Annotated in this window: 25 protein-coding genes; 10 read left to right on the top strand and 15 right to left on the bottom strand. The window is 65.9% G+C overall.

Translation table 11 applies throughout. The features are described from left to right. The 6 genes from yvcK to A5658_RS11015 form a co-directional block, all read right to left on the bottom strand. Positions 1-637, bottom strand: a 637-nt coding sequence (yvcK, locus tag A5658_RS11040) for a uridine diphosphate-N-acetylglucosamine-binding protein YvcK (RefSeq protein WP_156751385.1), incomplete at its 3' end; no start/stop codon positions are given. After that, a complete protein-coding gene (gene rapZ, locus A5658_RS11035; RefSeq protein WP_067334032.1) occupies positions 634-1,575 on the bottom strand; it encodes an RNase adapter RapZ in 942 nt (313 codons plus the stop codon). The genes rapZ and yvcK, both read right to left, overlap by 4 nt. Next, entirely contained in the window at positions 1,572-3,551 is a 1,980-nt protein-coding gene (uvrC, locus tag A5658_RS11030) for an excinuclease ABC subunit UvrC (protein ID WP_067334029.1), read from the bottom strand. The genes rapZ and uvrC overlap by 4 nt, the downstream gene beginning before the upstream one ends. Positions 3,552-3,696: 145 nt before the next feature. Next, positions 3,697-4,167, bottom strand: coding sequence for a PH domain-containing protein (locus A5658_RS11025; protein WP_067334027.1), 471 nt, complete (start codon positions 4,165-4,167; stop codon positions 3,697-3,699). Next, on the bottom strand, positions 4,164-4,643 hold the full coding sequence (gene ribH, locus A5658_RS11020) for a 6,7-dimethyl-8-ribityllumazine synthase (RefSeq protein WP_067334024.1): 480 nt from the start codon (positions 4,641-4,643) through the stop codon (positions 4,164-4,166). The genes A5658_RS11025 and ribH overlap by 4 nt, the downstream gene beginning before the upstream one ends. Beyond that, entirely contained in the window at positions 4,640-5,917 is a 1,278-nt protein-coding gene (locus A5658_RS11015; protein ID WP_067334021.1) for a bifunctional 3,4-dihydroxy-2-butanone-4-phosphate synthase/GTP cyclohydrolase II, read from the bottom strand. The genes ribH and A5658_RS11015 overlap by 4 nt, the downstream gene beginning before the upstream one ends. A 243-nt stretch (positions 5,918-6,160) precedes the next feature. Between A5658_RS11015 and A5658_RS27495 the strand changes: the two genes are divergently transcribed. From A5658_RS27495 to A5658_RS11000, 3 genes are all read left to right on the top strand, one after another. Beyond that, positions 6,161-6,775, top strand: coding sequence for a chitin-binding protein (locus tag A5658_RS27495; protein WP_082993086.1), 615 nt, complete (start codon positions 6,161-6,163; stop codon positions 6,773-6,775). Between the two features lie 170 nt (positions 6,776-6,945). Next, the gene (locus A5658_RS11005; protein WP_067334015.1) at positions 6,946-7,206 is read left to right on the top strand and encodes a hypothetical protein; all 261 of its coding nucleotides are present in this window, start codon (positions 6,946-6,948) and stop codon (positions 7,204-7,206) included. Positions 7,207-7,500: 294 nt separating this feature from the next. Beyond that, complete coding sequence (locus A5658_RS11000) at positions 7,501-7,908, top strand: hypothetical protein (protein ID WP_067334012.1); 408 nt, start codon at positions 7,501-7,503, stop codon at positions 7,906-7,908. A gap of 8 nt (positions 7,909-7,916) precedes the next feature. Here A5658_RS11000 and A5658_RS10995 read toward each other — a convergent pair whose 3' ends face one another. Together A5658_RS10995 and A5658_RS10990 are read right to left on the bottom strand one after the other, a co-directional pair. Further along, entirely contained in the window at positions 7,917-8,819 is a 903-nt protein-coding gene (locus A5658_RS10995) for a TIGR03619 family F420-dependent LLM class oxidoreductase (protein WP_067334009.1), read from the bottom strand. A 34-nt stretch (positions 8,820-8,853) separates the two neighbouring features. Further along, positions 8,854-9,477 carry an NADPH-dependent F420 reductase gene (locus tag A5658_RS10990; protein WP_067334006.1) on the bottom strand — a complete coding sequence of 208 codons (624 nt, stop codon included), beginning with the start codon at positions 9,475-9,477 and terminating at the stop codon, positions 8,854-8,856. A 99-nt stretch (positions 9,478-9,576) separates the two neighbouring features. On the opposite strand from A5658_RS10990, the gene A5658_RS10985 reads away from it, so the two are divergent. Next, a complete protein-coding gene (locus A5658_RS10985) occupies positions 9,577-10,059 on the top strand; it encodes a MarR family winged helix-turn-helix transcriptional regulator (RefSeq protein WP_067334003.1) in 483 nt (160 codons plus the stop codon). A 4-nt stretch (positions 10,060-10,063) separates the two neighbouring features. On the opposite strand, the gene A5658_RS10980 is transcribed toward A5658_RS10985, so the two are convergent. Beyond that, a complete protein-coding gene (locus A5658_RS10980) occupies positions 10,064-10,657 on the bottom strand; it encodes a riboflavin synthase (RefSeq protein WP_067334000.1) in 594 nt (197 codons plus the stop codon). A gap of 94 nt (positions 10,658-10,751) precedes the next feature. Here A5658_RS10980 and A5658_RS10975 point away from each other — a divergent pair, with 94 nt between their 5' ends. Genes A5658_RS10975 through mddA form a run of 3 tightly spaced genes read left to right on the top strand, consistent with a single transcriptional unit; the run spans position 10,752 to position 13,909 of the window. Continuing rightward, entirely contained in the window at positions 10,752-11,471 is a 720-nt protein-coding gene (locus A5658_RS10975) for an LppX_LprAFG lipoprotein (protein ID WP_067333997.1), read from the top strand. After that, positions 11,468-13,021, top strand: a complete 1,554-nt coding sequence (locus A5658_RS10970; protein WP_067333994.1) for an MFS transporter — start codon at positions 11,468-11,470, stop codon at positions 13,019-13,021. The genes A5658_RS10975 and A5658_RS10970 overlap by 4 nt, the downstream gene beginning before the upstream one ends. Positions 13,022-13,075: 54 nt before the next feature. Further along, a complete protein-coding gene (gene mddA / locus A5658_RS10965; protein WP_231997275.1) occupies positions 13,076-13,909 on the top strand; it encodes a methanethiol S-methyltransferase in 834 nt (277 codons plus the stop codon). Positions 13,910-13,927: 18 nt separating this feature from the next. On the opposite strand, the gene A5658_RS10960 is transcribed toward mddA, so the two are convergent. Together A5658_RS10960 and A5658_RS10955 are read right to left on the bottom strand one after the other, a co-directional pair. Continuing rightward, on the bottom strand, positions 13,928-14,392 hold the full coding sequence (locus tag A5658_RS10960; RefSeq protein WP_067333991.1) for a hypothetical protein: 465 nt from the start codon (positions 14,390-14,392) through the stop codon (positions 13,928-13,930). A 15-nt stretch (positions 14,393-14,407) separates the two neighbouring features. After that, positions 14,408-14,722 carry a DUF4333 domain-containing protein gene (locus A5658_RS10955; protein ID WP_067333988.1) on the bottom strand — a complete coding sequence of 105 codons (315 nt, stop codon included), beginning with the start codon at positions 14,720-14,722 and terminating at the stop codon, positions 14,408-14,410. A gap of 119 nt (positions 14,723-14,841) precedes the next feature. Between A5658_RS10955 and A5658_RS10950 the strand changes: the two genes are divergently transcribed. The 3 genes from A5658_RS10950 (at position 14,842) to A5658_RS10940 (ending at position 19,232) form a co-directional block, all read left to right on the top strand. Beyond that, entirely contained in the window at positions 14,842-17,916 is a 3,075-nt protein-coding gene (locus A5658_RS10950; RefSeq protein WP_067333985.1) for an AfsR/SARP family transcriptional regulator, read from the top strand. Between the two features lie 54 nt (positions 17,917-17,970). Continuing rightward, positions 17,971-18,324 (top strand): hypothetical protein, encoded by a 354-nt coding sequence (locus A5658_RS10945; RefSeq protein WP_156751384.1) that lies wholly within the window; start codon positions 17,971-17,973, stop codon positions 18,322-18,324. A 110-nt stretch (positions 18,325-18,434) separates the two neighbouring features. Further along, a complete protein-coding gene (locus A5658_RS10940) occupies positions 18,435-19,232 on the top strand; it encodes a hypothetical protein (RefSeq protein WP_156751383.1) in 798 nt (265 codons plus the stop codon). A gap of 5 nt (positions 19,233-19,237) precedes the next feature. Here the strand turns inward: A5658_RS10940 and A5658_RS29320 are convergent, their stop codons facing one another. The 4 genes from A5658_RS29320 to A5658_RS10920 all read right to left on the bottom strand — a co-directional run bounded on the left by A5658_RS29320 (position 19,238) and on the right by A5658_RS10920 (position 21,831). Then, on the bottom strand, positions 19,238-19,594 hold the full coding sequence (locus tag A5658_RS29320; RefSeq protein ID WP_067333976.1) for a TM2 domain-containing protein: 357 nt from the start codon (positions 19,592-19,594) through the stop codon (positions 19,238-19,240). Position 19,595: 1 nt separating this feature from the next. Then, positions 19,596-19,850 carry a hypothetical protein gene (locus A5658_RS10930; protein ID WP_067333974.1) on the bottom strand — a complete coding sequence of 85 codons (255 nt, stop codon included), beginning with the start codon at positions 19,848-19,850 and terminating at the stop codon, positions 19,596-19,598. Between the two features lie 2 nt (positions 19,851-19,852). Further along, positions 19,853-21,205: a neutral zinc metallopeptidase gene (locus A5658_RS10925; protein ID WP_067333971.1), complete on the bottom strand. Its 1,353-nt coding sequence runs from the start codon at positions 21,203-21,205 to the stop codon at positions 19,853-19,855. Positions 21,206-21,297: 92 nt separating this feature from the next. Further along, positions 21,298-21,831, bottom strand: coding sequence for a DUF4333 domain-containing protein (locus tag A5658_RS10920; RefSeq protein ID WP_067333968.1), 534 nt, complete (start codon positions 21,829-21,831; stop codon positions 21,298-21,300). Between the last annotated feature and the right edge of the window lie 42 nt (positions 21,832-21,873).

The following is a 21,873-nucleotide window of genomic DNA, read 5'->3' as shown; positions in this document are numbered from 1 at the left end:
CCGCGGCAAGCGCGGGCACCAGGACATGCGGGATCACGCTGGTGAACCACGAGCCGGGGCCCAGCACCACCAGATCGGCGGACATGATCGCGTCGACGGCCTGCCGGGTGGCCGGCGGATCCCCGGGCAGCAGCCGCACGCGGCGGACCTTGCCCGGTGTGGTGGCGATCGCCACCTGCCCGCGAATCGCCCGGAACATCCGCGGGTCGGCTTCCAGGCCGGAGACGTCGGCCTCGATCTGCAGGGCGATCGGGCACATCGGCAGCACCCGGCCGCGCACACCCAATATCCGGCCGACTTCGTCGAGGGCGGCAACCGGATCGTCGAGCACCTCGCTGAGGCCGGCCAGCAGCAGGTTGCCGATCGGGTGCCCCGACAGGGCGCCGCTGCCGCCGAACCGGTGCTGCATGATGGTCGCCCACAACCGACCCTGCGGGCTGTCAGAAGCCAACGCCGCCAACGCCATTCGCAGGTCGCCCGGCGGCACCACGTCGAGTTCGCTGCGCAGCCGACCCGACGAGCCACCGTCATCGGCCACGGTGACGATCGCGGTCACGTGCGGCGTCAGCCGACGGGCGGCGGACAGCGTCGCATACAAGCCGTGCCCTCCGCCGAGAGCGACAATCCGCCGACTCATTCGCGGCCCAGGTCCCGGTGCAGCACTCGCACCGTCAGCTGCTTGTCGGGCTCAAGCAGCCGCGCCAGGGCCTCGGCGATCGCGACGCTGCGGTGTTTGCCGCCGGTACAACCGATCGCCACGGTCATGTAGCGCTTCCCCTCCCTGCGGTAGCCGTCGACAATCACGGACAGCAACCGATGGTATGTCTCCAGAAACTCCGACGCGCCGGTCTGGCCGAGCACGTAGTCGCGAACTTCGGGGTGTTGGCCGGTGAGCGGACGCAGCTCGTCGACCCAGTGCGGATTGGGCAGGAAGCGGACGTCCATCACGCAGTCGGCGTCCATCGGCAGACCGTACTTGAAGCCGAAGGACTCGACGGTGACGCTGGTTTGGGCGACGGTCTCGCCGCCGAAGGCCCGTTCGATGCTTTCGCGCAGCTCACGCACCGCCAGCGTCGAGGTGTCGATGATCAGGTCGGCGTTGGCGCGAACCGGCGCCAGCATTTCGCGCTCGGCGGCAATACCTTCGGCCAGCGTCTGCGACCCCTGCAGGGGGTGGCTGCGCCGGTTCTGCTCGTAGCGGCGTACCAACATGTCGTCGGAGGCCTCCATGAACAACACCCGCGGACTGATGTTGCGAGTGGCCAGGTCATTGCGCACCCAGTCCAGGTCGCCGGTGAACCCGCGGGAACGCACGTCCATCACGATCGCCAGCTGCGTGATCCGCGATCCCGCATCCAGCCCGAGGTCGACCATCCTGGTGATCAGCTGCGGCGGCAGATTGTCGGCGACATACCAGCCGAGATCCTCGAGCACCTTGGCCGCGGTGCCGCGTCCGGCGCCGGACAAACCGGTGACCAGAACCACGTCGATGCCGGATTCGCTTGTGGCACCGTGGTTGTCGGCCTGTTCCAGCGACCCGGTCTGATTCGGCCCGTCCATTCCCTCGCCTGTCATCCCGATGCCCGTTCCGCGATCCGGTCCTGCGCTGTGGGGTCCGGTTCGGCATGATCGCCGCGCAATGCCTCGAGCACCGCCGTCGCCGTCGCAACCCCGATGCCCGGCACAGAGGTGATCTCGTCGACCGTAGCCTCCTTGAGCCGGGCCAGTGAGCCGAAATGGGTAACGAGTGCTTTGCGACGATGCTGGCCGAGTCCGGGCACCGAGTCCAGCGCCGACGCGGTCATCCGCTTGGACCGCTTGCTGCGGTGATAGTTGATGGCAAACCGATGGGCTTCGTCGCGCACACGCTGCAGCAGATACAGTCCCTCGCTGTTGCGAGGCAGGATGATCGGGTCCGGCTCCGACGGTACCCACACCTCTTCGAGTCGCTTGGCCAGTCCGATCACCGCGACGTCGTTGACCCCGAGTTCATCGAGAACCGCGCTGGCCGCATTGACCTGTGCAGCGCCGCCGTCGACGACATACAGGTTGGGCGGATAGGCGAATCGCCGCGATTTACCCTCGGGCGAAAGAACTTTCGGGTCTTCCTGATCTTGGATGTGCCGGATGAATCGACGACGGGTGACCTCGGCGATCGATGCGACGTCGTCGGAACGACCATGACCGGCCGCTTCCCGGATTCCGAAGTGACGGTAATCGGACTTGCGCGGCAGCCCGTCTTCGAACACCACCAATGACCCCACCACGTCGGTGCCCTGGACGTGGCTGATGTCGACGCACTCGATCCGCAGCGGCGCATCGGCCAAACCGAGCGCATCTTGAATATTCTGTAGCGCAGCGGATCTGGCGGTGAAGTCGCCGGCCCGCTTCAGCTTGTGTTGCTGCAGAGCCTCTTTGGCGTTGCGCTGCACGGTCTCGGCTAGTGCCCGCTTGTCACCGCGACGCGGAACGCGCAATGCCACCCGCGAACCACGCAACCCGGTCAGCCACGTCGCCAACTCGTCGGCGTTGGGCGGCAGGCAGGGCACCAGCACCTCGCGAGGTACCGGGTTGACGGATTCATCGGCGGCGCCGTCGAGTTCGGCCTGGTCGCCGTAGAACTGTGTGACGAATTGCTCGACCAGTCGCGCCTCATCGGAATCGCCCGGGTCCCCTGGCTTTTCGACGATCCAGCCGCGCTGTCCGCGAACCCGCCCGCCACGAACGTGGAACACCTGTACGGCGGCCTCGAGCTCGTCATCCGCGAACGCGACCACGTCGGCGTCGGTGCCGTCGCCGAGCACCACGGCCTGCTTCTCCAGCGCGCGCTTGAGCGCTCCCAGGTCGTCGCGCAGCCGGGCCGCGCGCTCGAAGTCCAAGTCCTCCGCCGCGGCATGCATCTGCTGGTCCAGGCCGCGGGCGAACTTGTCGGTCTTGCCGGACAGGAAGTCGCAAAAGTCCATCACGATCTGACGATGCTGTTCGGCGCTGACCCGCCCGATGCAGGGGGCCGAGCACTTGTCGATATAGCCGAGTAGACAGGGCCTGTCGATTTGCTTGTGCCGCTTGAAGACTCCCGCCGAGCAGGTACGCGCCGGGAATACCCGGGTCAGCAGATCGAGCGTCTCACGGATCGCCCAGGCGTGCGAGTACGGCCCGAAATAGCGGACACCCTTGCGACGCGGGCCGCGGTAGACCATCAACCGGGGAAATTCCTCGTTGAGGGTGACCGCGAGCACCGGGTAGGACTTGTCGTCGCGATAGCGGACATTGAATCGCGGATCGAACTCCTTGATCCAGTTGTATTCCAGCTGCAGCGCCTCGACCTCGGTGTTGACCACGGTCCATTCGACTTTGGCGGCCGTGGTCACCATCTGCCTGGTGCGTGGGTGCAGGCCGGCGATGTCGGCGAAATACGAGTTCAGCCGGCTGCGCAGGCTCTTGGCCTTGCCGACGTAGATCACCCGTCCGTGCTGATCGCTGAACCGGTACACGCCAGGCTCGACCGGGATGGACCCGGGAGCGGGGCGGTAGGTTGCGGGATCGGCCACGGTATCTAAGGCTAGTCGCGCCTGCCGACGCCGACGACGTGCACATGATGAGGCGAACGTGAAGCTGGCCGCACGCTCGGCAGCGAACGTGAAGCTAGCTTCACACTCGACGAGCACACTGTGCGGTCGGCCGGGCGACCGCCGTTCAGTGCGACGCCAGGTCAGGCCGGTAGCGCGCGACCAGAGCCCGGACGGTGTCCATCGCCGCCACGGCGCGGTCCTTGTCGACAGACTGGATCGCCATCAGCGGCACGTATTCGTCGTCGGGCAGATCGATTCGCGCCCAGCGCGCCCCGACCGGAAACGACACCGCCACCACGTCATCCCACGGCACCAGCCGGTCGCTGAGCACATTTCGCACCGAAAGTCCGGCCGGGCCGACCCGCAGCCGCGGCCGGGCGAACAGCAGCACCAGACCGGCGAGAACGACGCCCAGCACCACCATCGCGATCTGGTCGGATGTTTGGAAGATCACACCGGTGGACCCGATCTTCAGGAGCAGTCCCACGACCACATGCGCGACGACCAGGACCACCGCGATCGCGTAGGCGACATACGGAGTCAGGTGCGGCCGTAGCTGCGCATCCCAGGTGTCCTGGTCGGGCTTGGCGGTCACGACTTTTCGCGCAGCTGGCGCAGGGTCAGCGCGGTGCTCAAGGCCGCGGCCGTCGCCTGTCCACCGTTGTCCTCGGCGGAATCCGGCAGTCCCGCGCGGTCCAGGGCTTGCGCTTCGGTGTTGGTGGTCAGCACACCGTTGGCCACCGGAGTGGACTCGTCGAGCGAAACCCGGGTCAGCCCTTGGGTTACTGCATCGCACACGTAGTCGAAATGCGGTGTCTGGCCGCGGATCACCACACCCAACGCGACGACCGCGTCGTGATTCCGGGCGACGGCCTGCGCGACCACCGGGATCTCGATGGCGCCGCGTACCCGCACGACCGTGGGGTCTTTGACGCCCCACTGGCCCGCGATCAGCTGGGCGCGGTCGAGCAGTTGGTTGCAGATCTTGCTGTGCCACGTACTGACCACGATCGCCAAGCTCAGCGCTGAAGCGTCCTGCGACGCGATGTCGGGTACCCCGGCACCGCTCATAGGGCTCCGCCGAATTCGCCATGCAGATGGATGGATTCGTGATAGTCGTCCAGACCCGCCAGGTCGTGACCCATCCGGTCGCGTTTGGTCATCAGGTAGCGAATGTTCTCGGCGTTGGCGCGTACCGGCAACGGCACCCGCTCGATGATGTGCAGCCCGTAGCCGTCCAATCCGACCCGCTTGGCGGGGTTGTTGGTCAGCAGCCGCATGGAGCGGACGCCGAGATCGACCAGGATTTGCGCACCGGTGCCGTAATCCCTTGCGTCGGCTGGCAATCCGAGCTTGAGATTCGCGTCGACGGTGTCGTCACCGGCGTCCTGAAGTTGGTAGGCCTGCAGCTTGTGCATCAGACCGATGCCTCGCCCCTCATGGCCGCGCATGTAGAGCACCACGCCACGGCCTTCGCGCGCGACCATCGCCATCGCGGCGTCGAGTTGTGGGCCGCAGTCGCAGCGACGAGAACCGAATACGTCACCGGTCAGGCATTCGGAGTGCACGCGCACGAGCACGTCGTCACCGTCGTAGTTGGGTCCGGCGATCTCGCCGCGGACCAACGCCACGTGTTCGACGTCCTCGTAGATGCTGCTGTAGCCGACCGCTCGGAATTCGCCGTGACGCGTCGGGATGCGCGCCTCGGCGATCCGCTCGATGTGCTTCTCGTGCTTGCGGCGGTATTCGATCAGGTCGGCGATCGCGATCAGGGCCAGACCGTGCTCATCGGCGAAGACCCGCAGTTCGTCGGTCTGCGCCATCGCGCCTTCGTCCTTTTGGCTGACTACCTCGCAAATTGCCCCGGCCGGCGACAGACCGGCCATCCGTGCCAGGTCGACCGCGGCTTCGGTGTGGCCGGGACGACGCAACACACCACCGTCCTTGGCGCGCAACGGAACTACGTGACCGGGCCGGGTGAAGTCCTCCGCGACGCTGTCCACGTCGGCAAGAAGCCGCATGGTCGTCGCGCGGTCTGATGCCGAAATCCCGGTTCCCACACCATTTTTCGCGTCGACTGTGACCGTGTAGGCGGTACCGTGTTTGTCTTGGTTGACCGCATACATCGGCAGCAGTCCGAGCCGGTCGCAGATGTCGCCGTCCAGTGGCACGCACAGGTATCCCGATGTGTAGCGCACCATGAACGCGACCAGCTCCGGCGTGGCCTTCTCGGCCGCGAAGATGAGGTCGCCCTCGTTCTCCCGATCTTCGTCGTCCACGACGACCACGGCCTTGCCGGCCGCAATGTCGGCGATCGCGCGCTCGACCGAGTCCAACCTCGTCATCGCAGCCACCTTGTCAGAAAACTCATCCAGTGCCCTCAGGCAGTACCACCAGTATGAACCACCACGTGGGGTTCGTTATTGCCACTGCTCACTCAGCGGACCCGTTGGTCACAATGACTAGCCGCGAGGGGATCGGCAAAAGTTTTCCAGAGGGCGCTCGTAGCTGGTTCATAGCCACGCTGCCTAGCGTTCGGGGTGTCGGGGGGAACGTCCGCTGAATACCGAGAAGGTAGGTGAAGGACCATGAAGCTGAAGCACCTGATGGCCGGCGCAAGCGTCGCCGGAGCCCTGGGCGCTGCCGCACTGGGGGTGGGCACCGGCGTCGCGAGTGCTGCGCCTGGAGACCACGGCGCACCCACGGTCAACCATGCACCCGCACCCTTGGAACCAGGTGGCGGGGGTGGACCTGGCGGTCCCGGTGGACCCGGCGGCCCCGGACCGGGCGGCCCAGGCGGCCCGGCTGGGCCGGGTATGCACGGCCCCGGAGGACCAGGAGGCCCGGGTGGACCCGGTGACCACGGCCCCGGTGGGCCGGGTGGTCCGGGTGGACCCGGTGACCACGGCCCCGGAGGACCGGGCGGGCCTGGTTTCCGCGGCCCGGGTGGGCCGGGTGGCCCCGCCCCGTGGCACGGCGATGACCACCGCGGCTACTTCCACGGCGCTCCGTGGGGCGACGGATTAGCGCCCTGGGGTGCCGGCGAGCCGCCGCGGCCGGCGTGGGACCGCCCGCTTCCGCCTCCGGGTGCAGCGTGGAACTACGGACCGATCAACTATTGGGGCTATCAGGAGACTCCGTACTGGAACCCGCAGTTCAACCAGTTCGGATTCGACTTCTTCGGGGTTTGGATCCCGCTGTAAAGATTCACCTCTCCAGACGCCCGCTTCGCCGATCGGCGGAGCGGGCGTTGCCCTGTGGCCGTTCGGATCAGCTTTCCGCCGAGTAACGGTTTGCCCACAGCTCGGCCCAGATTCGGCGACGGCCCGGCAATCTCAGCGTCGCTACAGGTACGCGGCGTTACCCTGACCGAATGGCGACGTTGCCCTTGACTCGGTCTTCGCGTCTGGCCGTTGGCTTGGCGCTTACCGGCGCGCTGTTTGTCGGCGCGGCATCCGTGGAAGGCGCCATGGCGTCGGCCGGCCCGGCCGGAGTCGTAGCGGTCGAAGAACCGGAGCCGCCGCCGCCCGAGCCCACACCGGGCGCGCAGGCGCCCCATGATCCAGCAACGCCGCCAGCTGCGACACGGCCGCACCGGCGCCACTTCGACGGCGATCCGGTGATGTTTCGATAGCGGCGGACCCAGCTAACGCAATCCCGTTCGCGGAAATACATATTAATTCGCGTCAAAATCCGGTGCCCGCACCTCTCTCGGCCCACGGTCTCATTATCAGCAAGTTGGCAGACTATCCTCTGGTGTTTCTCAGCCATGCTTATGTTGTAAGTACAGAAACATCGATCTCATAGCGATCTCGCCACTCGACATGCTGCCGTGAGCTGCTTGAGGAGCACCGGTTATTCACAGAAATAAGAGAAAGTTTCCTCAGCTTCTATCGATACCTTCACCCTAATTTCGTAATTTCGAGAAATGGGGTTCGAAATGTCGCCCATCGGTATTGCGCTTTCTCGGCGCAGTCTGTCCAACACCATTATTGTGGTCGCCGCCTCAGCAACCGCGCTGGCGGTCAGCCCCCAGGCGGCCGCCAATGTCCCGGGCTGTTTGCCTCTCAACGGAACACAACTCACCGCCAGCAGCCATGAAGACACCAACTACCTCGGCATCACCTTCGACAGCAACGTGACGTACTGGTACCAGGACGGTGCGGTCAACTGGCACCGAACCGTCGATGGCGGCTCGTGGAACCTCACGCACACCAATACCTCGGGCAGTGTGCCCGCCGCGCCAGGAGGTACCGCCACCATCCCCGGCACCGACAGCGGCAGGCGGGACGGCAACGGCGGAAGCCCTATCGTCGTTACCGTGTGCAGCCAGTAGGGCTTCGATCACCCGGCGTCGACGAGATTGCCGCATCGGGCGATTACCTGGCCGGCGAAGTCGAGCATCTGGTCGAGGCTGGGGAACATTGCGAACGCGTCGATGATCGCCTCATCGGCCCCGGACCCCGCGACGCGCTCGAGCCTGTCGGCGACCGAGTCAAGGGAGGTGCCCGGTTCGAGGTTGATCCGCATCGCCGTCTTCAGCGCGTCGGGATCGCGGCCGGCGTTCTGCGCCGCACGGCGCGCGATCGACCACAAGTGGTCGGTGACCTCGTCCTGTAGCCCCTCGACCCCGAGCCAGCCGGTGCCGCTGCGGCCGACCCGGCGCATCGCGGCCTCGCTGGCACCGCCGATCCAGATCGACGGACCCCCGGCCTGAACCGGGCGCAGGTCGGCATGGACCGGCGGCAGGGTGAAGAACTCGCTCTCCCAGGACACCGGCGTGGTCGTCCACCACTCGCGCAGGAATGCCAGCAGGTCATCGAGCATCCGCCCGCGCCGGCTCCAGTCTGCGCTGCGGGCGATGTCGTGTTCGTCCTTCATCCACCCGATACCGACGCCGACGTCGAGGCGGCCGTCGCTGAGCACGTCGAGCGTGGTCAACAGCCGGGCCAGGTGCACTGGTTCGTAGTAGAACGTGCTCAGCGTGCTGGCGTTCAGCCGGATCCGATGGGTCGCCGTCGCGGCGACGGTCCACAGCAGCACAGGATCGAGGTAACGGGTCATCTGCGGTGGATAGGGCTGCTCTTTGCCCGGATAGGTGCTGTGCATATCGACCGGCGTGACCAGTCGATCGCCGACCCACAGGGTGTCGTAGCCAAGGTCCTCGAGGCCGCGGCAGAACGCGCTCAGGCCGGCGGCGCTGCTGATGGCGGGCCCGACGATGGGCAGTGCGAAGCCAAGTTTCATGGCGAATCCTTTCGGTGATCTGTCAACCAATCGCTCAGGCGGCAGGGCTCACGCCGAGGGCGAAGTCGAAGTTGCCCACCCCGTGGCGGGCAAGACCCATCACAACCAGGCCTGTTGCTTCCAGCCAGTGCGCCATGTTCAGGCCGCCGACGTCCAGCGGACGCAGCTTGATGCTCTCGATGAACTCCGCCAGGCGCGCCTTGGCGCGCGCGTCGTCGCCGGCGATGAAGACGTCGAGCGGCCGGCCCTGAGCCAGGACGACACCGAAGACGGTGTTGAACGCCTTCACGACGCTGGCGCTGGCCGGGGCCACTTTGGCAACTTCCTGCGCGACCGAGGTCTCCTCGGGGACGGCCAGCCCGTCGGCCGCGGAATTGAAGGGGTTGCTGATGTCGACGATGACCTTGCCCGCCAGGGCGTCTCCGAACTGGGCGACGACCGGAACGACGTTGGCGTACAACACCGAAATGATGACGATGTCACCGGCCGGTGCGGCGCCGAACTCGCCCGTCGTGGTACCACCGCCGAGATCCTTGGCCAGGGCGGCGGCCTTGGCCTGATCGCGACCGGTGACCTGGACGGTGTTGCCGCCGGCTACCGCCAGCGTGCCGATCGCGCGGGCCATGTTTCCGGTGCCGATGATGCTGATACTGCTCATGAAGTATTCCGTCCTTGGAGTGCCGTCGAAAAGGTTGACTCGTCCACCTTATGAGCATTTTGATGACGCGTCAACCAAATGCCGGTACCATCAACGGCAATGGAACCGAACTGGCTGAACCCTGCTGAAGACCGCGCCTGGCGGGCCTTCCAGCACGCGAATCACCAACTCAGCGTGCACCTGAATCGAGGCCTCCAGGAGTCGGGCCTGTCCGGCGCCGACTACCAGGTCCTGGCGGTGCTCTCCGAACACGACGGGGACCGCCTACCCGCCCACGAGCTGTGCAACGCGCTGGGCTGGGAGAAGAGCCGTGTCTCCCACCAGGTACGGCGCATGCAGCAGGAGGGGCTGATCAGCCGCGAGCCCAATCCCGACGACGCCCGCAGCACCATGGTCTGCCTGCTGCCGGCGGGCCGCGCCGCCATCGAGCAGGCGGCGCCCAAGCACGTCGCGGACGTCCGCCGGAACTTCATCGACCTACTCTCCCCGGCCGAACTCGACATGCTCGCGGCCCTCAACGAACGAGTCCTGCGCCACCTGGCCACGAGCGACGACTCTTCCGCCGAAGGCAAGCCGTCGTAGACGCCTATTTGGGCGCCAACAGCCGTTCGACGTACTTCGCGATGACGTCGACTTCCAGGTTCACCCGTGTCCCGGGCACCGCAGCACCCAGCGTGGTCAGTTCGCGCGTGGTGGGAATCAGGGAGACCTCGAACCAGTCGTGCCCGAGCGCGGAGACCGTCAAGGAAATGCCGTCGACCGTGATCGATCCCTTTTCCACTACATAGCGGGCCAGCTCGACGGGCAGCCCGATCCGGACCACTTCCCAATGCTCGGCCGGCGAGCGGCTCAGAATCTCCCCCGTGTCGTCGACGTGCCCCTGCACGATGTGGCCGCCAAGGCGACTGTTGAGCGCTGCCGCGCGTTCGAGATTGACGGGGCTGCCCGCGACCAGCCGACCCAGGCTCGACCGGTTCAGGGTCTCGCCCATCACGTCGGCGGTGAACTGTCCACCCGGCAGAACCTCGACGACCGTCAGGCACACACCGTTGACGGCGATCGAATCCCCGTGGCCCGCATCGGCCGTGACGACCGGACCCCGAATGGTGAACCGGGCGGAATCTCCCAGGTCATCCTTGCCGACGACCGCACCCAGTTCTTCGACGATTCCGGTGAACACCGCCTCAGGCTAATGAGTCGCGTAGCCCTCCGCGACGTCCCCCGTCACCTTGCGCGTCGCCGTCCGGTCTGCGCGACCCGCTACGCTGCAACTCATGCAGACGCGTAAGCCGTTTGGGCCAATCCTCGCCGTCCTCGCCTCCCTTTCGATCGCCGCAGCGTTGATCAGTGGCTGCTCGTCGTCCAAGCAATCCGGCGCCCCGCTGCCCGATGCGGCGACACTGATCAAGGAGTCCACGCAGAGCACCAAGAACGTCAAGAGCGTGCACCTGGTGTTGGCGGTGAACGGCAAGATCAAGGGCCTCCCGGTCAAATCCCTGACCGGTGACCTGACCACCACGCCGCAGACCGCAGCCCAGGGCAACGCGAGCATCATCTTCGGCGGCTCGGATATCGATGCGCCCTTCGTGGTGATCGACGGAACCCTGTACGGAGCGTTGACCCCCGGCCAGTGGGACAGCTTCGGCAAGGCGTCCGACCTGTACGACCCGTCCACGATCCTCAAGCCCGACGTCGGTCTGGCCAACGTGCTGTCCAACCTCAGCAATCCGAAGGCCGAGTCGCGGGAGAACGTCGGCGGACAGTCCACCATCAAGATCACCGGGACGGTGTCGGCGGACGCCGTGAACGGCATCATGCCGCGACTGAAGGCGACGCAGCCGCTGCCCTCCACGGTGTGGATCGAAGAGAACGGCGACCACCAACTGGTCCAGACCACGTTGGAGCAGAGTCCCGGTAATTCCCTGCAGCTGACACTGTCGAACTGGAACGCGCCGGTTCAGGTCACCAAGCCGCCCGTCGCCCCGGCCCCGTGACGGCCCCCCAACCGCATCACGCGGGCCGCGTCGTCGCGATCAGTGCCGGCAGCCTCGCCGTGCTGCTCGGCGCCCTCGACACCTATGTCGTGGTCACGATCATGCGCGACATCATCGGGACCATTGGGATTCCGGTCAACAAGCTCCAGCGGATCACCCCGATCATCACCTGGTATCTGCTCGGCTACATCGCCGCGATGCCACTGCTCGGCCGGGCGTCCGACCGGTTTGGCCGCAAGTTGCTGCTGCAGGTCAGCCTGGCCACCTTCCTGATCGGCTCGGTGATCACCGCGATGTCCACCGACCTGGATGTGTTGGTGGTCGGCCGGACCATTCAGGGCGTCGCCAGCGGCGCCCTGCTGCCGGTGACGCTTGCGCTGGGTGCCGACCTGTGGGCCCAGCGCAATCGCGCCGCAGTACTCGGCGGGATCGGTGCCGCCCAAGAACTGGGCAGCGTGCTCGGTCCGCTCTACGGAATCTTCATCGTCTGGTTGACCAGTCGGTGGCAGGACGTGTTCTGGATCAACGTGCCGCTGGCCCTTGCCGCGATGGTGATGATCCACTTCAGCCTGCCGTCGCGGGACCGCAGCGCCGAGCCGGAAAAGATCGACGTGATCGGCGGATTGCTGCTGGCGATCACCCTCGGTCTGGCCGTCGTCGGCCTGTACAACGCCAATCCCGACGGTAAGCACGCGCTGCCCAGCTACGGTCCACCGCTGATCGTCGCCGCAGTTGTGTTCGCGGTGATTTTCTTTGTGTGGGAACGGTTCTCGCGGACCAAGCTGATCGAGCCCGCCGGCGTGCACTTCCGTCCGTTCCTGTCCGCGCTCGGCTCGTCGCTGTGCGCCGGTGCGGCGTTGATGGTGACGTTGGTCGACGTCGAGCTGTTCGCCCAGGGGGTGCTGAGCAAGGATCAAAACGAGGCCGCACTGATGCTGCTGTGGTTCCTGGCGGCGCTTCCCATTGGTGCCCTCGTCGGTGGAGCGGTCGCAACGTTGGTCGGTGACCGGGCGGTCGCCTTCGTCGGGCTACTGATCGCCGCGGGCGGGTACTGGCTGATCTCGTCGTGGTCGGTCGACCTGCTGAGCGAGCACCACACCATCGCCGGCTTGTCGCTGCCGGCTATGGACACCGATCTGGCGATCGCTGGTATCGGGCTCGGTCTGGTGATCGCGCCGCTGACCTCTGCCAGCTTGCGGGTGGTGCCGTCGGCGCAGCACGGCATCGCTTCGGCGGCGGTGGTGGTGGCCCGCATGACGGGCATGCTCATCGGCGTCGCGTCGTTGAGCGCGTGGGGCTTCTATCAACTGCCGCATCTGGTCGCCAAGCACGCCGCGGAGTTGCCGGCCCACGCCAGCCTCGCCGAACGGGTGCTGCACCAGGCCAGCATGTATCGCGAAGCCTTCGCCGACATGTACGGGCAGATCTTCAAGGTCACCGTCGTCGTGTGTATCGTCGGCGCGCTGTTGGGTTTGCTGATCGGTAGCCGCAGTGTGCACGCCGGCGAGCCTGAACTGCGTGAGGAGCAGCCCGTCGGCCCTAGGGTCTAGGGACTTTTCGCACAAACGGAAGTATTCGGCCGAAAAGCGGAGCACAATCGCGGCGTGGCACCCAGCGATGGGACCTCTTCGCGGCCTTCCGGCAGTTCGGCCGGTGGTGTCTTGATCGCGGCCTACGGCGTGGCCGCCTATCTCATGTTCTTGGCCACCTTCTTGTATCTGCTCGGGTTTGTCGTCGACGCCGACTTCACGGTCGGCAACGTGCACATCGTGGGCAAAAGCATCGATCGTGGTGGGCTGGGCGACGGCAGTCTGAGTGTCGCCGCGGTAGTCGTCGACACCGCGTTGCTCGGGCTGTTCGCCATCCAGCACAGCGTCATGGCCAGGCAGGGATTCAAGCGCCTGTGGACCCGCATCGTGCCGCCCAGTGCGGAGCGGTCGACCTACGTCCTCGCCTCCAACGTCTGCCTGATCGTTCTGTTCTTGGCCTGGTACCCCATCACGTACGAGCTATGGCGGGTCACCGCCCAGCCCTGGTCCACGGTGCTGGAGTTCACCGGCCTCGTTGGGTGGGCGATTGCCCTGCTGAGCACCCTTCTCATCGATCATTTCGATCTGTTCGGCCTGCGTCAGGTGTTTGCCCGGCTGCGGGGGCGACAACTTGCCGAGCACAGGTTCACGACACCGCTTTTCTACCGCGCGGTTCGCCACCCGCTCTATCTGGGTTTCTTGATCGCGTTCTGGGTCACCCCGAGAATGACGTTGGGGCACTTGCTCTTTGCGGCCGCAACGACCGGATACATCTTGATGGCAGTCCAATTCGAAGAGCGCGACCTGACCCGCATTTTCGGGGAGGAATACAGCGACTATCGTCGCCGTGTCCCAATGCTGATCCCCGGCATGGGCGATCGTTCTCGCCGCGCCCGGCCGACCGGCTAGGTCACTCCTGCCGTCCAGTCAGACCCGCGGTTTGATCAGCGCTGTGATTGCCGCGATCCAGTCGGCGTTGGACGCAACGTAGAACGCCACCTCGCCGGCCGGCAGTCGCACGATCAGGTGTGAACGGCCGCCTCGCACAGACGATTTGAATACTTTCGCTTCTCGAACGCCGACAATGTCGGCGACCGGGATGTCAATCAGCTTGCCGGTCAACGTGATAAAGACCAGCCGTCGTGCGGTGAGGGCGATAGTCCCGTTGTTGTTCAGGCCGGGATAACCCGGGGCCGTCGCGCCGCGGTAAATTCCCTTCTCCGGCGGGCGAATTGGCGTCTCGGAGTCGATCGCCACCAAAAGTCTCGCCTTGGCGGCACGAGCTCGGCGTCGCCACCACACGATAATCGGTATCCAGATCAGCGCCTGGACGGCCGCGATTCCCAGAATAAGCAGCGTGACGAATTCGGCTACTTTCCAACCGTTGTGCACAGTGTCCTCCGACGGCTACGGCGATCGCGGTTGAGTTTTGACGTCGAACTCTACGTCGTCGCCGGCCACCTTGGTGACCCGCATGTGCGCGACGTATGGCCCCTCCGGACCGGTGAAGCCGCAGTCGAATTCGACGCCGACGTTGGCTTTCACCCCCGCCGGACAATGCACGTCGTTCGGTGTGAACCCCGTCTGCCGGGACACAACGTCGACAACCGATTTCGCGGCGCCGTCGGGTTCGACCGTCTTGCCGCATCCGGTCAGTCCCAGTGCCGCGACGGCGACCAGCGCGCCGACGCCACACCGCAATGCGAAGCCATCTGTTTTCATCAGGGCCAGTATGCAGTGACAGCCCACAGCTGTTCACAGCTTTCGCGAAGGAAACTCCAAAGGAACAGGTATCGTCTGACCGCTAGCAAAGGTCGGTTACTTCGCTCGTGGTTGGGGTCATGGTCGAATACCAGCTGTCCGGCGCGGTCGAGGCACGCGTCGGGGGGATTCTGGCACCGCTCGGCGGGCCCAAACAACGCTGCGTGCTGGCCGCGTTGTTGGCCAATCACGGGACGGTCGTCAGCGTTGACCGACTGATTGATGCGGTGTGGGAAGACACGCCGCCTCCCAAAGCGCTTGCCTCGCTGCGGGCCTACGTCACCAACCTGCGTCGGGTCCTGCCGGCGCCCGCCGATGCCACCTCGCCGACGAACTCGCGGCTGGCCTCTCGTGCGTATGGATACCAGCTGACCCTGCTCGACGACGATTCGATCGATCTGCATCGATTCGAGGCGCTAGTCAAAGACGGCCGCGCGGCGCTGGTAAGTGGTTCAGCCACAGACGCTTTCGATCAACTCGATGCGGCGCTCAAGTTGTGGCACGGCGAGCCGTTCGGCGAATTCGCCTACAAAGGTTTCGCCCATGCCGACGCGACGCGTTATCTCGCGTTGCGCCACACCGCGATCGAGGCACGCTTCGATGCGGCCCTACAGTCCAGCGACGGCACCGACTTGGTTCACGAGATCGAGGCCGCCATCGCCGCCGACCCGACCGAGGAGCGGCTGTGGGGCCACCTGATGGTGGCGCTTTACCGGGCCGGCCGTACCTCCGACGCGATCCGCGCGTTCGACCGAGCCCGGGTCATGCTCGACCGCGAACTGGGCACGGCTCCCGGCGACGGCCTGCAAACCCTCTACCGCAAAATTTCCGATAAATCGGACGACCTGTATTTCACGCCACCCGTCGATCCGCCGGCCGCTTCCCTCGAGCCGGACTCGCACGAGCGGACGCCGTTCGTCGGGCGGGGCTCCGAGCTGAAGACCCTCACGGATGCACTGGTCGGCGCACGCGCCGGATCGGGCGGCTTGATTTTGCTCACCGGCGAAAGCGGAATCGGGAAAACCGCACTCGCACAGGCGGTTTCAACGCAAGCTCAGCAAGCGGGAATGGCGGTGGCGTGGGCAGCGCATCCACCGGGTGTCCGCCTACCGCTGATGTGGACGTGGATACAGCTACTGCGCCAGCTCGGCGACCAACTCGGCCCATCCGCCCGTCGCGCGGTGCGCCGCGTCGCACCCGGCGTCGTCGACGCGCTCGTTCCGGAATGGACCGACCGCGACGCCGTGAGTTCGGGTGTTCGCACTGCCGCAACCGGTTTCGCTTTGATCGAAGGTGTGGTGGCCGCGCTGTGCGAGCTGGCCACCACTCGCCCGCTGCTACTCATTCTCGACGACCTGCACCTCGCCGACTCCCCTTCCGGCAACGCGCTGTCCCTGCTGAGCGCCCAACTCCGGCGCGCTCCGATCCAGGTGATCGGAAACTGGACCTACTTCGGCAGCGGCCGGCCCATCCACAAGACCGCCTTCGAGCGGTTGGTTCGGCTGGAGGCCGTCCGCACGATCCACCTCGACGGCATCGGACCCGACGCGGCCGCCACACTGATCGACGCGTTAGCCGGCACCGCGACCGAGGGCGAAGTGTCGCGGTACGTGTGGGACCGAGCCGGCGGCAACCCGCTGTACATCAGGGAACTCGTCTCGGTGCTGATCGCCCATCATCGCCTGCATGACGTGTCCGAGAGCAGCACCGACGACGTGTCGGCCGCCGTGGCCGGAATGGTCGGGCAGCGGTTGAACCGCCTTGACCGACCCAGTAGACGCGCGCTGGCCGCCGCCGCGGTGATCGGCACCGAGTTCGACGTCGCCGATCTCGCCGACGTCGTCGACCTATCCGTGTCAACCCTGCAGGCCCGTCTGCGACCCGCCTACGAGACCGGGCTGTTGGACGAGGTCAGCGGGCGGCCCGGCGGCTACCGGTTCGGCCACGGCCTGCTCCACGACGCGGTCCTCGCCCAGGTGCCCGGGTCGGAACGGGCGGCGGTACACGCCGCCATCGCCGACAACAGCGCAGCGGGGATCGCGACCGCCGCCTACGAGGACGTCATCTCCGTTGCCGACCACGCATGGCGGGCCGGCGCCGAGCTCAATCCTGAAACGGCACTGGAGATTTACGAGATCGCGATCCAGCGCGCCCTCACCCGGTCGGCGTACCCCGACATCGCGATTCTCGCCGAACACGCCCTGCAGGTCTGCCGCCGACTTCCGCCGAAACCCGAACCGCTGCAACGACAGGCCAGCCTGTGGCTGCATCTGGCCGGAGCGCATGGGATCCTCGACGGCCTGAACAGCCCGGCGGCCGCAGCGGCCGTGCAGCGCGCATTCGAGATCGGCGAACACGCCAGCGGCCGGCACTACCACGGCGCGGTCGCCTTGCAGTGCTACATGCTGTGCGTCCGTGGACGTCTCGACGAGGCACAGGCGTTGGTCAGTGGACTGGTCGCGCAATACGCCGCATCCGGCGACCCCGACATCGGGGTATCGAGTCACTTCGTACAGGTCATGCTGCACTGGCTGCGCGGCGAACTCGACGAGCAGGAGACAGTCGCCGGAACCATGATGGCGCGCTTCCCTCCGCCTGAAACGGTCGCGGATCCTTTGGTCTTCTTTCACCCGCGGGTGTATTGCTGGCTGAGTTTGGGCAGGGCACTTCGCGGCGACCGCGCCGGCGCGCACCGACAGCGCCGCATCGCACTGGAACTGGCGCAGAGCCGCCAAGCCCACTTCGACATCCTGGCGGCGAAATTGGTGCGCGTCGAGATCGACGCGATCCTGGGTGTTACCGACGGCACGGTCGCCGCGGCCGAGGACGTATATCAGGAGATGCTGGCCGCCGGTTCGCCCCAGTGGGCGGCCTGCGCGCGGATGATCGGAGTGTGGGCCGAAACGCTCACCGGCGCGGGCGGAGACCGAGCGGCGGCGTTCGATGCATTCCGCGCCTACACCCGCGACGGCACCACGGCGATGACGCCGCTTTTTCTTGGGTTGATCGCCGACATCGAGACTTATCACGGCTACGTCGAGCATGCCGGACAACTGCTTGCCAGGGCGCAGGAGGTGGCCGACACGACGGGTGAGCACGCGTGGGACGAGCAGCTGGCCCGCCGCGTCGCCCGTATCGCAGCTGGTACGTCGTAGGCGCGTTTCGCCGCTCCAATCAGGATCCAATTCGGGCTGACTAGCGTGCCGCTGATGAATATCAGCGAACCACCGCCGCCGGAACGCGGCCTCACGCGCGCGGAGCGGGGCCGCGACGTCAGCGCGGCCCAGGCTGAAGCTGAGGCGGAAACATCCACCGGGCGACGGCTTTTGCTCTCGATGAGCCCGCGTTTCGTGCTGTCGCAGGCCGAGGGCTACCCGGTCGTGATCAAGCAGTTCCTGCAGTTCTGCCTGATCCTCATCTATCCGGCCTGGCTCGTCGGAGTCGTGGCTTCGGCGGCGATCTACTACGCGTTCTATTCCGTGTTATGGGTGCTGTTCTGGCCCCTCCGCGCCTGGATGAAGAAGAACCGCCCCGACGACTACGCAGCGAGCCAACTGAAATAGTGCGACGCCTCTTCCGCCCGGCCCGCGCACAGGTCACCATATCGCCGTCCGTCGTCTCGCCATGTCAATCGGTCCACGTCCGAGCGACCGCGACCAAACCGATCGACGATGTGATCTCTGCGCGAATCGAGTTGGGCTACCACAACTTCTACCGCTATCGGTGGGCCGGGCGCGCCGACGCCGCCGCAACTGCCGCGACGGATGCGATGTGGTTGACCGAGGATGTCGGCACCACCTACGGCACCGATCGCGACACCAAAGAATGGATCGGCATTTTTACCACCGAATTGCCCACTGCGGCATCGGTATTCACGGACGGATCGGCTACTTTCCGGCTCCCGTCGTGGGCGCCGGCGTCGTCATCGCAGATCGCCCGCTGGTCGTGTCGCCTGATCGTGCAGCGCCGTGGGAGCGATGTCGAAGAGGCGGCCGAATTCGCGGTGGTGACCGGCCCCGGCGACGTCCCGGCCGACATCGGCGCGCTGGAGCAGGTCACTGGCAGTGCGGCGGCTCGCCTCGACATCGAGTTGTCGCGAGTCGTCTTCCGGGCCAGCGAGACGATCGCCGGCGCGGTACTCATCACACCGACCCGCGATCTTCCCGTCGGAGACGTTCGCGTGAAATGGCAGGGCCAGCGGGACTCGCATCCACGCACTCGCACACCGGGTTTCGACGAGGTCGTCAACGGCCGTAGCGTGCAACTCGACAAACACGTGACGCTGCGTGAAGCCATGCCGGTGCGATTGCCATTTCAGACCGCACTGCCCCAGGATGCGGCGCCGACAGCCAGCGCCGTCAACTCCTCGATGCGCTGGTTCGTCAGTGCCACACTGTATTACGCGGGCTTTGCCAGTCCGGGCACCGAGTCGGTGCGGCGGTCCATCGCGGTCGTCAACGCAGTGGATTGAGGCAATCAGTCACGCAGCGGGCGGCCTTGCACGTCCGGCACCTTGCCGGTCAAAATCATGACCGCATCGATCAGCGGCCACAGCCCGCCGATGCCACAGGTCAACCACGTCACGGCGATCTGCGCGACGCCAACCCCGGTGTAGCCGAGGTAGAAGCGGCCCACGCCAAGCGATCCGAAGAACAGGCCCAGCAATCCCGCGGTGACCTTGCTTCGGTCGGAGAGCGCCGCGCCGTGGGCTCCGGCCATCGGCCAGCCCGGTGGCGGTGGGTAGCCCGGCGGCGGATATCCCGGCGGTGGTGGATACGCCGGCGGTTGTTGGCCGAAACCATCTTCGGGATAAGGGTATTCGGGCGTTGTCATGTCAGTGAGAGTCACCTGCTCGGTCGGAAGGGATGTGGGATTGGACAGGCTCCGCCGCTTCGATGTGGCCCGTGTGGCCGCGGCGCCGTGCGAGCACACGCCGGAGGCCGATCACGCTGAACACCACCACGCCGATCAGCGCCAGTGACGCGTGGATGGTGAACGCCACCGTGAACACCATTGTCAGCACGTTGACCACCGTGACGACGGCGCCCAGTGCCAGAAAACCCAGTGAGAAGCCGAGAACCGTGAACACGGTTAGCGGGACACGCAGGCTTTGGCACCGTTCATCACGCCATCGCGGTACGCGTCGACGCGAACCGAGCCGTGTCCTTGGCGCGCCACATCGCCGGAACCCCGGAAGACGATCAGCGCCGTGATCCCCTTGTCGAGGTCGCCTGGCGACATCTTGAAGGCGCTCTCCGGACGGTCCTCGAGCAGAATGCTGGCCGCCCACGCGCCGGCCATGCAGTCGGCCCGCAGCGACGTGAGTTTGTCGGTCGGATCCTGACCACCGCGAGACAGCACCGCCAGCCCGTACTGCGTCGCGATCAGGGTGGCGACCGCGAAATCGCCGCCCTGGTCGTAGATTTCGGGCATCGCCTTGACCGCATCGAACCCGACGTAGTCCTCGGGCACGCAGTAGAACAGGGCGTAGTCGCTGGTCGGTTGCCCACCGCAGGTGGGCGCATCGGTCGGATTGAACGGCTTCACCGGCTGCAGCGGCATCCAGGGGTGCCCGGTCAGTTTCGGGTAGACCTGATTCCAGTAGTCCTCGAGGTCGTTCGGAACGCCGGTGATGATGTCCTCGTAGGGCGCGTTGCCGCCACTCTCGACATCGGCGGCGCTGTTGAACGGAATCTCGACCACCGGCGGATCGCCGACCCGGTAGCCCTTGCAGGCGCCGGTACCGTTGTCGAACCCGGTGCGGAACGAGTTGACCCGGTCGAACCCGCTGCCGTGCGCCTGCGGGTCCCGCTTCTCGGTGCCCGGCTCGTCACGCAGGAACAGGAAGCCGGCCAGCGCGGTGTCGAGGTCGTCGTCACTGGCTTTGAACGCGCCGCTCTTGGACGCGTGGGCCGCCCATGCGCCGGCGAAGCAGTCCGCTTGGATCTCCTTGACCACAGTGGGCCCCTGGAAGTTGGCCCGCGCCTGGATGGCGTGACCCCACTCGTGGGCCAGCACGACCGGAATCACGAAGTCGCCGAAACGCTTTCGCAGGTCGGGCAGCAGCTTCTCGACATCCCAAGCGACGTCGTCGGCCTTCGAGCAGTAGAAGGCGTTGCCCGCGATGTCGGCGGCCGCCTGCGCGCAGGGCGCGAACTGGCCTGACGACGGCGTGACCGCGTAAAAGCCGCCCTTGACCGGCGGGAAGTCATGGCCGTAGAGCTTGGGGAACTCGGTACCCCAGAACGTCTGCAGGTCGGCGATCGCCTTGATGACGATCTTGTTCACCGGGTTGGAGGCATCGCCGTGGATCTGGACCGAATCCGCCGCGTCGGCAGTGGTGGGCGCCGGCTTCAGCGACTTGGACGAACTGCAGCCGCCACACGCCAGCATCACCGCGACAGCAAACACAGCGACCCGCGAATACCACTTGATTTCCGGCATTAGACGCCCTTCTTTGGCCTCATTTATCTATTTGTGGCGCGCAGACAATACTCACCCATGTTTGGAAATCGATTGGAAGACGATTGCGTCCATTATTTCGGTTGGTCGTCGACCTTGAAATCGAAGTGCACGTCGCCGGCGTCGACGTTAGTGACGGTGACCGTGACCCCGTAGGTTTCGCCGCCGTCCTTGAGCTCGCACCGCAGCGTCGAGCCAGGCGTGCCTTTGAGGTTGTCGGGGCACGTCACCGAGTCCGGCTTGCGTCCGACCTTCTCGGTGAGCTGGTCGCTGACCTTGCTGGCGACCAGCCCCTTGTCGACCGTCTCCACCATGTCGAATTCGACATTGTCACCCTTCACGCTGGTAGCGGTGACGTTGACGTTGTAGTCCTGACCCTTGATCTTCATCGCGCAGTTCAACTGCGCGCCGACCTCGCCCTTCAGTCCGTCCGGGCAGGTGACCGAGTCGGGCTTGTTGCCTTCCGCGTCCGTCATCTTGGCGGTGATCTGCTTGGCGATGTCGTCCTTGCTCACCATCTTTGGACCGCTCGAGCACGCCGCGACACCGATCAGGGTGCCGGTAATTGCACCGGCGACAAATAAAGTCCGGGATACCGCGTACGCCATGTCTTACCTTTCAGCCATCCGAGCTAGATGAATCGGCGAAAG

Source organism: Mycobacterium sp. 1245111.1 (genome assembly GCF_001673405.1).
Lineage (GTDB): Bacteria > Actinomycetota > Actinomycetes > Mycobacteriales > Mycobacteriaceae > Mycobacterium.
Note: the sequence above shows the minus strand (reverse complement) of the source record. Positions and strands in the feature narration are given on the sequence as shown.

Coding starts and splice junctions, on each gene's coding strand:
- rapZ (WP_067334032.1), bottom strand. CDS start 1,575: ATGACAGGCGAGGGAATGGACGGGCCGAATCAGACCGGGTCGCTGGAA.
- ribH (WP_067334024.1), bottom strand. CDS start 4,643: ATGAGCGGTGCCGGGGTACCCGACATCGCGTCGCAGGACGCTTCAGCG.
- A5658_RS11015 (WP_067334021.1), bottom strand. CDS start 5,917: ATGACGAGGTTGGACTCGGTCGAGCGCGCGATCGCCGACATTGCGGCC.
- A5658_RS27495 (WP_082993086.1), top strand. CDS start 6,161: ATGAAGCTGAAGCACCTGATGGCCGGCGCAAGCGTCGCCGGAGCCCTG.
- A5658_RS11005 (WP_067334015.1), top strand. CDS start 6,946: ATGGCGACGTTGCCCTTGACTCGGTCTTCGCGTCTGGCCGTTGGCTTG.
- A5658_RS11000 (WP_067334012.1), top strand. CDS start 7,501: ATGGGGTTCGAAATGTCGCCCATCGGTATTGCGCTTTCTCGGCGCAGT.
- A5658_RS10995 (WP_067334009.1), bottom strand. CDS start 8,819: ATGAAACTTGGCTTCGCACTGCCCATCGTCGGGCCCGCCATCAGCAGC.
- A5658_RS10990 (WP_067334006.1), bottom strand. CDS start 9,477: ATGAGCAGTATCAGCATCATCGGCACCGGAAACATGGCCCGCGCGATC.
- A5658_RS10985 (WP_067334003.1), top strand. CDS start 9,577: ATGGAACCGAACTGGCTGAACCCTGCTGAAGACCGCGCCTGGCGGGCC.
- A5658_RS10975 (WP_067333997.1), top strand. CDS start 10,752: ATGCAGACGCGTAAGCCGTTTGGGCCAATCCTCGCCGTCCTCGCCTCC.
- A5658_RS10955 (WP_067333988.1), bottom strand. CDS start 14,722: ATGAAAACAGATGGCTTCGCATTGCGGTGTGGCGTCGGCGCGCTGGTC.
- A5658_RS10950 (WP_067333985.1), top strand. CDS start 14,842: ATGGTCGAATACCAGCTGTCCGGCGCGGTCGAGGCACGCGTCGGGGGG.
- A5658_RS10945 (WP_156751384.1), top strand. CDS start 17,971: ATGAATATCAGCGAACCACCGCCGCCGGAACGCGGCCTCACGCGCGCG.
- A5658_RS29320 (WP_067333976.1), bottom strand. CDS start 19,594: ATGACAACGCCCGAATACCCTTATCCCGAAGATGGTTTCGGCCAACAA.
- A5658_RS10925 (WP_067333971.1), bottom strand. CDS start 21,205: ATGCCGGAAATCAAGTGGTATTCGCGGGTCGCTGTGTTTGCTGTCGCG.
- A5658_RS10920 (WP_067333968.1), bottom strand. CDS start 21,831: ATGGCGTACGCGGTATCCCGGACTTTATTTGTCGCCGGTGCAATTACC.